Source organism: Pseudomonas arsenicoxydans (assembly GCF_900103875.1).
GTDB classification, from domain to species: Bacteria; Pseudomonadota; Gammaproteobacteria; order Pseudomonadales; family Pseudomonadaceae; genus Aquipseudomonas; species Aquipseudomonas arsenicoxydans.
On sequence record NZ_LT629705.1, the window covers coordinates 805608 to 818991 of the forward strand.

At 58.4% G+C, this 13384-nt stretch carries 14 protein-coding genes; 8 read left to right on the forward strand and 6 right to left on the reverse strand.

All coding sequences use genetic code 11. The annotated features are described in order from the left end of the window. Positions 1-68: 68 nt before the first annotated feature. Positions 69-911, forward strand: a complete 843-nt coding sequence (gene tauD / locus BLQ41_RS03605) for a taurine dioxygenase (protein WP_090176984.1) — start codon at positions 69-71, stop codon at positions 909-911. Positions 912-1074: 163 nt separating this feature from the next. On the opposite strand, the gene mgrA is transcribed toward tauD, so the two are convergent. The 4 genes from mgrA to BLQ41_RS03625 all read right to left on the reverse strand — a co-directional run bounded on the left by mgrA (position 1075) and on the right by BLQ41_RS03625 (position 3937). Beyond that, the gene (mgrA, locus tag BLQ41_RS03610) at positions 1075-2112 is read right to left on the reverse strand and encodes an L-glyceraldehyde 3-phosphate reductase (RefSeq protein ID WP_090176987.1); all 1038 of its coding nucleotides are present in this window, start codon (positions 2110-2112) and stop codon (positions 1075-1077) included. Between the two features lie 161 nt (positions 2113-2273). Further along, entirely contained in the window at positions 2274-2738 is a 465-nt protein-coding gene (locus BLQ41_RS03615) for a type II toxin-antitoxin system HicB family antitoxin (protein WP_197678916.1), read from the reverse strand. Beyond that, positions 2735-2917: a type II toxin-antitoxin system HicA family toxin gene (locus BLQ41_RS03620; RefSeq protein ID WP_090176989.1), complete on the reverse strand. Its 183-nt coding sequence runs from the start codon at positions 2915-2917 to the stop codon at positions 2735-2737. Before BLQ41_RS03620 ends, BLQ41_RS03615 begins: the two co-directional genes overlap by 4 nt. 129 nt (positions 2918-3046) lie before the next feature. Continuing rightward, on the reverse strand, positions 3047-3937 hold the full coding sequence (locus BLQ41_RS03625; RefSeq protein ID WP_090176992.1) for a LysR family transcriptional regulator: 891 nt from the start codon (positions 3935-3937) through the stop codon (positions 3047-3049). A gap of 126 nt (positions 3938-4063) precedes the next feature. Here BLQ41_RS03625 and BLQ41_RS03630 point away from each other — a divergent pair, with 126 nt between their 5' ends. Continuing rightward, positions 4064-4798, forward strand: coding sequence for an SDR family oxidoreductase (locus BLQ41_RS03630; RefSeq protein ID WP_090176995.1), 735 nt, complete (start codon positions 4064-4066; stop codon positions 4796-4798). A gap of 122 nt (positions 4799-4920) precedes the next feature. After that, entirely contained in the window at positions 4921-5181 is a 261-nt protein-coding gene (locus BLQ41_RS03635) for a hypothetical protein (protein ID WP_090176998.1), read from the forward strand. A 17-nt stretch (positions 5182-5198) separates the two neighbouring features. On the opposite strand, the gene betT is transcribed toward BLQ41_RS03635, so the two are convergent. Next, positions 5199-7154 carry a choline transporter BetT gene (gene betT / locus BLQ41_RS03640; protein WP_167360520.1) on the reverse strand — a complete coding sequence of 652 codons (1956 nt, stop codon included), beginning with the start codon at positions 7152-7154 and terminating at the stop codon, positions 5199-5201. Positions 7155-7548: 394 nt separating this feature from the next. Next, entirely contained in the window at positions 7549-8475 is a 927-nt protein-coding gene (epsC, locus tag BLQ41_RS03645) for a serine O-acetyltransferase EpsC (RefSeq protein ID WP_090177003.1), read from the reverse strand. Positions 8476-8665: 190 nt separating this feature from the next. On the opposite strand from epsC, the gene BLQ41_RS03650 reads away from it, so the two are divergent. From BLQ41_RS03650 to BLQ41_RS03670, 5 genes are all read left to right on the forward strand, one after another. Then, complete coding sequence (locus tag BLQ41_RS03650) at positions 8666-9658, forward strand: D-cysteine desulfhydrase (protein ID WP_090177006.1); 993 nt, start codon at positions 8666-8668, stop codon at positions 9656-9658. 226 nt (positions 9659-9884) lie between these two features. Then, on the forward strand, positions 9885-10685 hold the full coding sequence (gene tcyJ / locus BLQ41_RS03655) for a cystine ABC transporter substrate-binding protein (RefSeq protein ID WP_090177008.1): 801 nt from the start codon (positions 9885-9887) through the stop codon (positions 10683-10685). Next, a complete protein-coding gene (tcyL, locus tag BLQ41_RS03660) occupies positions 10685-11350 on the forward strand; it encodes a cystine ABC transporter permease (protein ID WP_090177011.1) in 666 nt (221 codons plus the stop codon). Before tcyJ ends, tcyL begins: the two co-directional genes overlap by 1 nt. A 4-nt stretch (positions 11351-11354) precedes the next feature. Next, positions 11355-12110 (forward strand): L-cystine ABC transporter ATP-binding protein TcyN, encoded by a 756-nt coding sequence (tcyN, locus tag BLQ41_RS03665; RefSeq protein WP_090177013.1) that lies wholly within the window; start codon positions 11355-11357, stop codon positions 12108-12110. A 486-nt stretch (positions 12111-12596) separates the two neighbouring features. Beyond that, positions 12597-13361: a hypothetical protein gene (locus BLQ41_RS03670; protein ID WP_090177016.1), complete on the forward strand. Its 765-nt coding sequence runs from the start codon at positions 12597-12599 to the stop codon at positions 13359-13361. The last annotated feature ends 23 nt before the right edge of the window (positions 13362-13384 follow it).

Sequence of the window (13384 nt, forward strand, 5' to 3'; positions counted from 1 at the left end):
AAACCCTGTGGGAGTGAGCAGGCTCGGTCCCGCAAAAGCTCGACCCTCCGAATTCGAAGAGAAAGACCATGAGCAACCTGACCATCGTCCCCCTCAGCACGGCTCTCGGCGCGCAAATCAGTGGCGTCGACGTCAGCCAGCCACTGAACCTGGAGCAGCGCGACGCCATCGAGCAGGCGCTGCTCAAGCATCAAGTGCTGTTCTTCCGTGACCAGCCGATCACGCCACAGCAACAGGCGCGATTCGCAGCCTATTTCGGCGACCTGCACATTCACCCGATCTATCCCAACGTGCCGGAACAGCCTGAAGTGCTGATCCTCGACACCGCCGTCACCGATGTGCGCGACAACGCGATCTGGCACACCGACGTGACCTTCCTGCCCACCCCGGCCATGGGTGCAGTGCTCAGCGCCAAGCTGCTGCCGGAGTTTGGCGGCGACACGTTGTGGGCCAGCGGGATTGCCGCGTATGAAGCCTTGTCTGCGCCAATGAAGCGCTTGCTCGAAGGACTGACCGCGACACACGATTTCACCCGCTCGTTCCCGCTGGAGCGTTATGGCAATACACCTGAGGCCTTGGCCCAATGGGAAGAAGCACGCCGCAAGAATCCGCCGCTGTCGCATCCGGTGATTCGTACGCATCCGGTGAGCGGACGCCGGTCGTTGTTCGTCAACGAAGGCTTCACATCGAAGATCAACGAGCTGTCTGAGACCGAAAGCGAGGCGATTCTGAAGTTTTTGTTTGCCCACACCACACGGCCAGAATTCACCGTTCGCTGGCGCTGGCAGAAAGACGACATCGCGTTCTGGGATAACCGCGTGACACAGCATTACGCCGTGGATGATTACCGACCGGCACGGCGGGTGATGCAGCGGGCAACGGTGTTGGGGGATGCACCGTTTTTCCGGTGATCCGCTAATACTTGTACTGACTTTGATGGCCCCTTCGCGGGCAAGCCCGCTCCCACAGGAATCTTCAGTGGACGCAGTTTTTTGCATCCAACCCAGAACCTTGTGGGAGCGGGCTTGCCCGCGAAGCGATGTTGCAGGCGCCGGAAAATCCAGCGCCGAACACTTACTCTGCCGTCGAAGGCTTCTCCCAAAGGTTGATCCCGCCCTCTTGGGCATACCGGTCAATCTCCGCCAGTTCCTCTGCGCTGAAGCTCAAATTCTTCAACGCCCCGACGTTCTCGATAATCTGCTCCGGCCGGCTTGCGCCGATCAGCGCCGAGGTCACGCGCGGATCGCGCAGGGTCCACGCCAACGCCAGTTGCGCCAGGCTCTGGCCGCGACGCTTGGCGATTTCATTGAGCCCGCGCACATGAGCGATGTTGGCTTCGGACAGATGAGATTCCTGCAACGAACCACCGCCCGGACGATTGACCCGTGCATCCTTCGGAATGCCGTTGAGGTATTTGTCGGTCAACAGCCCCTGCGCCAATGGCGTGAAAGCAATCACACCAGCGCCCAGTTCGTCGGTGACCTCCAGCAGATCCTTTTCAACCCAGCGATTGAGCAGGTTGTACGCCGGTTGGTGAATCAGCAACGGCACTTTCCACTCTTTCAACAACGCGGCCATCTCACGGGTTTTCACCCCGGAATACGACGAGATACCGATGTACAGCGCTTTGCCCTGCTGCACCGCAGTTGCCAGTGCGCTGGCGGTTTCTTCCAGCGGGGTGTCCGGGTCGAAACGGTGCGAATAGAAAATATCCACGTAGTCCAGGCCCAGGCGTTGCAGGCTCTGATCGAGGCTGGCCAGTACGTATTTGCGGGAACCACCGCCCTGCCCGTAAGGACCGGGCCACATGTCCCAACCAGCCTTGCTGGAGATGATCAACTCATCGCGGTACTGCTTGAAATCCTCACGCAGCAAACGACCAAAATTGATCTCGGCGCTGCCGTACGGAGGACCGTAGTTGTTGGCCAGGTCGAAATGGTTGATGCCCAGATCGAACGCTGTGCGCAACAGCGAGCGCTGAGTGTCGATCGGCGTGCTGTCGCCGAAGTTGTGCCACAAGCCCAGCGACAGCGCCGGCAGCACCAGACCGCTGCGGCCTACGCGGCGGTATGGGATGGAGTCATAGCGGTTTTCGGCAGCGGTATAAGTCATCGAATCCTCTCTTGTCCGTCTTGAAATTGGTATCGACTGCTTCGCAAGTTGCCCAGCATACGCCCAGACAAACGCCGATAAACCTCGGACTCGAGAAAATGCTGAAACGTTTCACAGATTTTAAATCTGGCCCGTTGATAACACCGCCATCCATTACGCGCTTACGCTGACAACTCACGCAACGCGGCAGCCGCTAAAAAGCCGGACCTTGAACTGTATCGCTGATCTCGTCTGACCGTCTGGTCTATACGCTCGAGCAACTGCTCAGGAAGCGTGGCATTGAAGCGCACTGACTTGCCGAAATAAGGCGTGATATCAAACTCGACCACACCCCATACACCTCCGGCGTAATCAGGATTGTCTAGATGAGCATCTATCTCTCGCACTTGGGGCAGTGGATCACCATCGGCGACCAGGCCTTCGTAATGCAAAGCCAACGCTTCTTTTACGTTTTCAAATGCCTGAGCCACAGTAACGCCCGCAGAGAAGCATCCCGGCACGTCCGGGATAATCACTCCATATTCTGAGTCGGCATCCTTGTGCAGAACGACCGGGAATTTCATTTCGGTGAGCCCTTCCTGTGATATGGCCTCTTCGAGGCTCTCGTTTCCGATGTCGGGCCTCATTTCAGACCCGCCTGTTTCAATATGCTGTTGATCGTCCCTTTTGGAAGATCCGAGTCAGGGTGCTTTACCGTCACCCTCCCAGTTTTAGTCGGATGCTTGTACTGGTGGTGGCTACCTTTCACCGCCACCAGATACCAACCATCCTCCTCGATCATCCTGATCATTTCCCGACTTCGCATCACCTTCGTCCTTGTGGGCAGCATCAGCTGCGCACACTACGCGACGAAAATATTTTTTATACACACCATACACACCCTGATAAATATTAACCGTTCCGACCCAGAGCTATGCCGCCCCCAGACAGGCGGCTAGCTGGCCCCCGCAAACACCTCCCCCAACCAATCCACAAACACCCGAACCCGTGGCGACATGTGTCGGTTGTGGGGGTACAGCACTGAAACCGGCATCGTCGGGGGTGGTGTATCGGTGAGGATTTCCTGCACCAGCCCTTGGGCAATCTGCGCCTCCATTCGGTAATGCGGGCACTGGATCAAGCCGAGCCCGGCGATCGCCGATGCGGCGTAAATTTCTGCGCCGAACACTGAAAGCGCACCGTCGATGCCGACTTCTTTCAGCTGGCCGTCGACCATGAATTCAAACGGAAACTGCTTGGCGGTGGTGCGCGAGACGTAGTTCACGGCGCGGTGATGCTTCAGGTCGTCGAGGTGTTTGGGTTCGCCGTATTTGCGCAGGTAAGCGGGGCTGGCGCAGGTGATTTGGCGCAGGTTGGCGATGCGTTTTCCGATCAGCGCCGAATCACTCAGCGTGCCGGCGCGCAACACACAGTCCACGCCTTCAGCGATCAGGTCGACGAAACGGTCGCTCTCACTGATGGACAGTTCGATGTCCGGGTAACGCGCCATGAACTGCGGTAATGCGGGAATCACGAAATGCCTGGCCAGCGTGCCGTGCAGGTCGACACGCAACCGGCCTTTGGGGGCGCAGCCACGAAACGCCAACTCGGCTTCTTCCAGCTCCGCCAGCAACTGCACGCAACGCAGGTAGTACGCCTCGCCATCCAGCGTCGGGCGCACCTTGCGCGTACTACGCTCCAGCAACCGCGTGCCGAGCCAGGCCTCGAATTGATTCAGCGTGTGGGTCAGGGTCGCCCGTGGCAGGTTCAGGTCATCGGCCGCCAGGGTGAAGCTGCTGCGCTCATAGATCCGCACAAAAACCTTCATCGCTTTGACTTGATCCATGTTTGGCTCCTGACGCGCGATTGTTGGCAATTATTGAACAGTCAAGGCAACTCTCGGGCATTTATCGGCTTGAGTAAACATGTGAATCTGGCTTCACACCAACCCTCCCCATCAGGAATCAACGCCATGACTACTCAGAAAGTTGCCATCGTGACCGGCGCCTCCCGCGGCATCGGCGCTGTGATCGCCAGACAACTGGCCAGCGAAGGCTTCGCCGTTGCCATCAACTATGCAAACAGCGCCACAGAAGCCTCCAAGCTGGTGGTGGAGTTGCGACAGGCCGGGCATCAAGCCATAGCGATCAAGGCTGACGTGGCCAATGCCGATGACGTGCGCCGGATGTTCGACGAGACCGAAGCACAACTGGGCAAGGTCGATGTGCTGATCAACAACGCCGGCATTCTCAAAGTGATGCCGTTGGCGCAGCACACCGATGAGCTGTTCGACCAGACCTTCAACATCCACGCTCGGGGCACTTTCAATACCTTGCGTGAAGCGGCGACGCGGTTGAACAGCGGCGGGCGGATCGTCAACTTTTCCAGCAGCACGGTCGGCATGAACCTGCCAGGTTACGCGGTGTACATCGCCAGCAAAGCGGCGGTGGAATCGCTGACCCAGGTCTTCGCCAAGGAAATGCGCGGACGCAACATAACGGTCAACGCCGTGGCGCCGGGGCCGGTTGCTACCGAGTTGTTTTTGCACGGCAAGAGTGAAGAACAGATTCAGACCTTCGCCAAGATGCCGCCGCTGGAGCGTCTGGGTCAGCCGGAAGATATCGCTCGGGTTGTGTCCTTCCTGGTCGGCCCTGATTCGGCTTGGGTCAATGGACAGATTCTGCGGGTGAATGGCGGGTTGGTTTAACTATGCTCAAACTGATACCGCAGTGACCCCAATCGCGAGCATCACCGAGAGCCCTGTGGGAGCGGGCTTGCCCGCGAAGGCGATCTAGAGGGCAGCACACATCTGAAGGGAGAACACGCACCATGCACACCACGATCATCATCACCTTCGGCCTGATTCTCCTGACGCTGATGCTGTTCATCGGCGAGAAAATCGGCTTCAGCCGCCAGACCCTGGCCTACAGCTTTGTGGCGCTGTGGCTGGCGCTGACGCTGATCAACGGCGCGGTCGGCATGGTCCATACCGGCCAACCGTTGAGCACGGAACTGGTGGTCGGCAGCGCCGTGTTCGGTGTACCGGTGGCGGCGCTGGTGCTGTTCATGGTGCTCAGCACTGAAGCGTGAGTGCCACCGGCACTCGATCAGCGCACCAGATGCAAGAACTGCAAATGCCGTTCGTACTGGTCAAGGATGTCGTTGATGATCTGCTCCTTGGTGTAGCCCACCAGATCGTAATCCTGACTGCCCTCGCTCAAATGCACTTCAGCCCGGTAATAACGGCGGTTGTTGAGCTCCTTGGAGCCCATGCCCGCACGGGCAAACGACGGCGTGAAATACCCGCGCATCTGCGCCTGATAGATAAACGGATGTTCCTCGCCGTGACCGATTTCCAGGCTGACATTGTCGTTGGCCGCGTCCGGTTGAGTGACCACGTTCAAACCCTTCTCGACGAACACCGCCGAGACTTCTTCAATGGCCGGGCGCACCGTCGAATCGAGGAAGCGATAGACCTCATCGCGAGACGGGAAATGCACAGCCTGAGTCAAGCGCTGACGCCAGCCGCCACGTCGCGAGCCGGACACCGGCGCCAGGGAATGCAGTTGCGCGATCTGCTTCTGCGATTCCAGGTAAAACGCCTTGTGCAGCCCCCACATCATCAGCAGCAAAATCAACGAGAACGGCAACGACGTCAGCACCACCGCTGACTTCAGCGCATCGATGCTGCCGGAAAACAGCAGCGCACTGGTCACCAGCGCGGTCATTGCGCCCCAGAAAACTCGCAGCCATTTCGGCCCGTCTTCGTCAGGACTTCCGCCTTTGGCGGACAGCGTCGACAGCACCACGGTGCCGGAGTCGGCTGAGGTGACGAAGAACACGAAGCTGATGAACACCGTGACCGCGATGACGGTTTTACTCCACGGGTAGGTTTCCAGCAGCAGGTAAAGCGTCATCGACGGGTTGTCGATGGCCGACATACCGAGCGCGCTCATGCCGTGGTTAAGGACCTGGTCGATGGCGCTGTTGCCGAAGATCGACATCCACGCCAGGGTGAAACCGAGCGGAATCAACAGCACGCCAAAGACGAATTCGCGGATGGTCCGGCCACGGGAAATCCGTGCGATGAACAGGCCCACGAACGGCGACCATGCAATCCACCAGGCCCAATAAAACACCGTCCAGCCGCCCAGCCAGTCACTCGGTTTGTCGTAGGCGTAAAGATCGAAACTCTTCATCGGCAAAGCGCCGAGGTAGTCACCGATGTTCTGGATCAACGTGTTGAGCAGGTGCTGAGTCGGGCCGGCAAACAACACGAACAGCAGCAGCGCACAGGCCAGCAGCATGTTGATGTCGGACATCACCCGCACGCCTTTGTCGACGCCGGAGACCGCGACGATGATCGCCGCGCCCATCATCAGCGTGATCAAGCCAACCTGAATCCACTGGGTGTGAGCGATGCCGAACAGGTAGTCGAGCCCTGAGTTGAGGTGCAACACGCCAAAGCCCATGTCGGCGCCGAGGCCGAACACCGTGGCGATGATGCCGAAGCCATCCACCGCATAACCGATGGGGCCGTTGATACGTTTGCCGATCAGGGGATAGAGCGCGGAACGCAGGGCCAGCGGCAAGTTGTGACGGTAGGCGAAGTAGGCCAGCGCCATGCCGACGAAGGCGAACACGCCCCAGCCATGCAGACCCCAGTGCAGAAACAGAATCTGCATCGCCTGACGCGCCGCATCCGCCGTACCAGCCTCGCCTTGCGGCGGTTGCGCCAGGTGCGTCAGCGGTTCGGACACACAAAAGAAGAACAGCGTGATGCTGATCCCGGCGGCAAACAGCATGCCGGCCCAGGACAGGTAGCTGAACTCGGGCTCGTCGTGGTCGGCACCGAGCTTGATCTTGCCGTAGCCGGACAAGGCGGTGACCACCACGAAGACCAGATACAGCGTCATCGCGAGCATGTAATACCAGCCGACCGTATTGGCCGCCCAGTTTTGCGCTTGCAGAAGCCAGGCGCCGGCCTGTTCAGGCATGGCGATAACAACGATGCCAAATAGCAGGATGAACGTTGCCGCGAAGTAAAATACCGGCGGATTCATGCGGACCTGACCGCTGGCGGGGGTGGGCGATGCACTCATGAAAGGTGCACCTCAAGGGGGTGAATCAGGGCAATCAATAACGGACTCGGCAAAGGCAAGCCTCCTGTTGTGAGCGGGCAGCAAACCGGCGGTTTAACTTGAATGAGCGTTCAAGTTAAACATAAATAGGGTGCTAAGGACTAATCGCAAGGCTCGGCGGTACGTTCTGTACGCTAGCTCAAGGATGGGTATGACGCGGGGTTTGGGGGATTTTGTAGGAGCTGTCGAGTGAAACGAGGCTGCGATCTTTTCAAAAATCCCACAAAACCTAAAGTCAAAAGATCGCAGCCTCGTTTCACTCGACAGCTCCTACAACCAGCGAAGATTGTTTATCTGTCACCAAAAAGCCGGGGCCTTACTTCTGCGTCCCGTCATCATGCTGCAGATTCGCCTGCGTCAGGTTGCACCCCGGCGGCACGCTACGGGTCAGCCAGACGTTGCCGCCAATGGTCGAGCCCTTGCCGATGGTGATGCGCCCAAGAATCGTCGCGCCGGCATAGATCACCACGTCATCCTCGACAATCGGATGCCGCGGGTGCCCCTTCTGCAACTGCCCGTCTTCATCCGATGGGAATCGCTTGGCACCCAGCGTCACGGCCTGATAAATCCGCACCCGCTCACCAATGATCGCGGTCTCGCCGATCACCACGCCCGTCCCGTGATCGATGAAGAAGCTGCGACCGATCTGCGCGCCCGGGTGGATGTCGATACCGGTGGCCGAGTGCGCGATTTCCGCACTGATACGCGCCAGCAACGGCAGCCCCGCGCGGTACAAATGGTGGGCCAGGCGATGGTGAATAACCGCCAGAATTCCGGGATAGCACAGCAATACTTCATCGACGCTGCGAGCCGCGGGGTCGCCGTGATAGGCCGCCAGCACGTCGGTGTCCAACAAACTGCGCAGGCCTGGAAGCGCGAGGGCGAAGTCCTGAATGATCTGAATGGTCTTGGCCTCGACCTCAGTGTCGGCCTGGGCACTGTGGCGCGCGGCGTAACGCAGTTCGAGCCGGGCTTGGGCCAGCAACGCATTCAATGCGACGTCCAGCGTATGACCGACGTAGAAGTCTTCACTTTCCTCACGCAAGTCCACCGGGCCAAGGCGCATCGGGAATAGCGCGCCGCACAATGCTTCGAGAATTTCCGCCATGGCCGCTCGGGAAGGCAATTCGCGACCGCCCTGCTCGCCGCTGGCACGGCCGTTTTGTGCGCGCCACTGGTCGCGCGCTGTGCGCAGTTGGCTGACGATGGTCTGCAATTGCCAATGGCTGGAACGCTCGCTCACGGTTGAAACTCCTCATGGGCGGCCGGACTGTCTGGCCGCGCTGACGGCGATTACTTTACGGCAAGGTCCGGAAGCCGAATTAAGAACCGATTATGCTGTGGTCAGCACTTTTGGATATAAGTGATTGGCAGTTGCCCACGCTTGGGGGCGTGCCTATAGTCCTGAGACCTTTCTCCGCCAGTATGGAACCATGATCAAACAACAGCTCGACCGTTTTGACCGCCTCGACTTGCTCGGCCACCCGACCCCTCTGGAAAAACTCGAACGCCTCTCGACCTGGCTGGGCCGCGACGTGTACGTCAAACGCGACGATCTGACGCCCCTGGCAATGGGCGGCAACAAGCTGCGCAAACTCGAATACCTGGCAGCCGATGCCCTGGCCCAGGGCGCCGACACCTTGATCACCGCCGGCGCGCTGCAGTCCAACCACGTACGCCAGACCGCCGCCATTGCCGCCAAGCTCGGCCTGAGTTGTGTAGCGCTGCTGGAAAACCCGTTGGGCACCGACGACGCCAACTATGTCGGCAACGGCAATCGGCTGTTGCTGGACCTGTTCGATACCAAGGTCGAACTGGTTGAAAACCTCGACAACGCCGACGAGCAATTGCAGGCCCTGGCCGACCGTCTGCGCAACAACGGCAAGAAGCCGTACCTGGTGCCGATTGGTGGCTCCAATGCATTGGGCGCTTTGGGTTATGTGCGCGCCGGGCTGGAACTGGCCGAACAGATCAAGGACACCGGCCTGTCATTCGCTGCCGTGGTGCTGGCTTCCGGCAGCGCCGGCACACACAGTGGCCTGGCGCTGGCGTTGAGTGAAGCACTGCCGGATTTGCCAGTGATTGGCGTCACGGTTTCCCGTAGCGATGAAGATCAGCGGCCGAAAGTCCAAGGTCTGGCCGAACGCACGGCTGAGCTTTTGGGTGTGAGCTTGCCGGCCAGTTTCAAAATCGAATTGTGGGACGAGTATTTCGGCCCGCGTTACGGCGAACCGAATGCCGGGACGTTGTCAGCGTTGAAACTGTTGGCAAGTCAGGAAGGTCTGTTGCTGGACCCGGTGTATACCGGCAAGGCCATGGCCGGGTTGCTTGACGGTATCGGTCGTCAACGCTTCAACGAAGGCCCGATCATCTTCTTGCACACCGGTGGGGCGCCGGCGTTGTTTGCCTATAAGGATTTTCTGTAGTGATCGTTCCCACGCTCTGCGTGAGAATGATCGCTTAGTTCTAAAAAGAATAACAAAGATTATATTTATTATTTTCCTATCTAAAAGCGCCATCATATAGTCACGCCGCAGGCGAATTTGCAGCGAGACGCATACGCTGCTTTAGGGCAGGATATTGCAGTCGTCCAAATCCCGATTTTGCCAACATTCCTAAAAGCGTCTTCATAAGAAAACACAGGGGCTTGTCATGAATTTTTCCGCACTACGTCGAAATCTGCTGGTCGGTTCGCTGGGCTTGGCGCTGAGCGCAGGCCTGCTGGGTCAAGCGGTTGCCGGTGAGCAGCTGCAAAAAATCAAGGACGCAGGCGTGATCAACGTCGGTCTGGAAGGCACTTACCCACCCTTCAGCTTCGTTGACGCCGACGGCAAACTGACCGGTTTCGAAGTCGAGTTCTCCGAAGCCCTGGCCAAAGAGTTGGGCGTGAAGGTCAAACTGCAACCGACCAAATGGGACGGCATCCTCGCGGCGCTGGAATCCAAGCGTCTGGACGCAGTGATCAACCAGGTGACCATCACCGAAGAGCGCAAGAAGAAGTATGACTTCTCCGAGCCCTACACCGTTTCCGGTATTCAGGCGCTGGTGCTGACCAAGAAGGCTGCGGAGCTGAACATCAAGACTGCCGCCGACTTGGGTGGCAAGAAAGTCGGCGTGGGCCTGGGCACCAACTACGAACAGTGGGTGAAAGCCAACGTGCCGACCGCTGACGTGCGCACCTACGAAGATGATCCGAGCAAGTTCGCAGACCTGCGTAACGGTCGCACCGACGCCATTCTGATCGACCGTCTCGCCGCGCTGGAATACGCCAAGAAGGCCAAGGACACTACCGCCGCAGGCGAAGCGTTCTCCCGCCAGGAAGCCGGCGTTGCCCTGCGCAAAGGCGAGCCTGAGCTGCTGGCTGCGGTGAACAAAGCCATCGACAAGCTGCGCGCCGATGGCACGCTGAAAAAGCTTTCGGAAAAATACTTCAGCGCTGACGTCACCAAATAATGGAAGAAGCTTTCCAACTTGCTCTGGACTCCGCGCCCTTCTTGCTGAAGGGCGCGTACTACACGGTCATCTTGAGCCTTGGCGGCATGTTTTTCGGCCTGCTGATGGGGTTTGGCCTGGCATTGATGCGCCTGTCGCGCTTCAAACTGGTGAGCTGGATCGCCCGCATCTACGTGTCGTTCTTTCGCGGCACGCCGTTGCTGGTGCAGCTGTTCGTGATCTATTACGGCTTGCCGCAATTGGGCATCGAACTTGATCCGCTGCCAGCGGCCCTGATCGGCTTCTCGCTGAACATGGCCGCCTATGCCTGTGAAATCCTGCGTGCCGCGATCAGCTCCATCGAACGTGGCCAGTGGGAAGCTGCCGCGAGTATCGGCATGACCCGTGCGCAGACCCTGCGTCGGGCTATCCTGCCGCAAGCGATGCGCACTGCCTTGCCGCCGTTGGGCAACAGCTTTATTTCGCTGGTCAAGGACACCGCGCTGGCCGCCACGATCCAGGTGCCGGAACTGTTCCGTCAGGCGCAGCTGATTACCGCGCGCACCTTTGAAATTTTCACCATGTATCTTGCCGCCGCGCTGATCTACTGGGTTCTGGCCACGGTGCTCTCGCACCTGCAGAACACGCTGGAAGCGCGGGTCAATCGGCACGACCAGGAGTCCTGACCCCATGATTGTCGTGGAAAAACTGACAAAGCAGTTCAAGGGTCAAGTCGTGCTTAACGGCATCGATTTGCAGGTGAAGGAAGGCGAGGTGGTGGCAATCATCGGCCCTAGCGGCTCGGGCAAAACCACTTTCCTGCGCTGCCTGAATTTTCTGGAAGAACCCACGAGCGGCCGGATCAAGGTCGGTGACATCGAGATCGATGGCAGCCGTCCACTGAACCAGCAGCAGAGCCTGGTGCGACGCTTGCGTCAGCATGTGGGCTTCGTGTTTCAGAACTTCAACTTGTTTCCGCATCGCACCGCCCTGGAAAACGTCATCGAAGGCCCGATCATCGTGAAGAAGATCCCGCACGCCGAAGCCGTTGCCCTGGGTAGAAAGCTCTTGGCCCGGGTGGGTCTGGCAGGCAAGGAAGACGCTTACCCGCGACGCCTTTCCGGTGGCCAGCAACAGCGTGTGGCGATTGCCCGCGCACTGGCGATGGAACCGGAAGTGATTCTGTTCGACGAGCCCACTTCTGCGCTCGATCCCGAGCTGGTAGGGGAAGTACTGTCGACCATTCGCAGTCTGGCGGAAGAAAAACGCACCATGGTCATTGTCACCCACGAAATGGGCTTTGCCCGGGACGTGGCGAACCGTGTGGTGTTTTTCGACAAAGGTGTGATCGTCGAGCAAGGCGAAGCCAAGGCGCTGTTTGCCAATCCGAAAGAAGAGCGCACGAAGCAGTTCCTCAGCAAGTTCCTGAATAACGCGCACTCTTGAATCATCGCCTCACTACTTGTTAACTTCCATGGATGGAAGTGACAACTATCTACCAACAACCCCCCTCTTTCTTACTACTCCGCTGGTACTTTAGATAATTATTCGATTCGCTGTGCGGTACATATATATGTCCTGCAACAAAATCATTTCGCCTAAAATCCGCCAAAACCAACGCCACTCAGCGAACGACCGTTGGTGACAACACACGCTATACCCTCCATAAATTAAGGGCATGTTCGACAGGACAGTGCAGCTTATTAACTTCAACACGTAGGAAACTTCTGAATAACAGTTAATCAACAACTTAACTAGCCAGCTCTATTGACACCTCTTCAAGCGCACTCTTATCTAGTTGCCAGCAGGCGCCAACCTTTGCACTCAATCATTATTTAACTTGAAAATAATGAGCTGTTTTGTTGCTGGGTAATGCTCGCCTTTTGATCTTTCAGAAACGGAACTTCGCTGCAAGGCTTCAAGGAGAAACCCATGACAAGCACCTCGAATACATCCGGACTTGCGGCCCCTACCCTGGCGCAATCACACAAGGCCGGCATCAATGTCACCTCGGCCGCCTATCTGCTGGTCGACGTGGCGCCCTACCCCGGCATGGACGACGGCGACCTGATCGAACTGTTCTGGGACCACTGCTACGTGGCATCCCGTGTGCTGACTGCCGAGGATGTCGGCAAAGCCATCAGTCTGCGTGTACCGCAGAGCTTCATTGCCAACGGCGCTTCGCGCATCCACTACCGCGTCATGCAGGTCGGCCAGGGGCCGGCGGTGTCGCTCGCCGCTTGGGTAGAGATCAAGCTCGATTGCCCGGGCGGTCAGTCGCTCACCCTGTGTGGTCATGAAAACGAGCACCTGGCGCCAGTGGGCATACCCGAAACCATTCGCCGCCAGGGGGTCAACCCGAACCAGATCAAGCGCGGCGTTCCACTGACCATCGAGCCTTACCTGAACATGGCCACCGACGACGAAATCACCTTGCGCTGGGGCGATGCGCGAATGGATTTGCCACGGATCAAGGCTGGCGAGGTGGGCCAGCCCATTCAGGTCTGGGTGCCGCCGGCAATTATTCTCGAAGCCGGCGAAGACCTTCGGCTGGAAGTGACGTACTGCATCCTCGATCGAGTCGGCAACAACTCCGGTTGGGCGCCGCCGCGCAGGCTGAGGATCGGCTGCGCCAATCCGTATTTGAAGGTTCGGCCGAAAGAAATGCTCATGGCCGCAGAGCCCCGAAAACGCTGAAATCCCTTGTAGCAGCTGGCCTC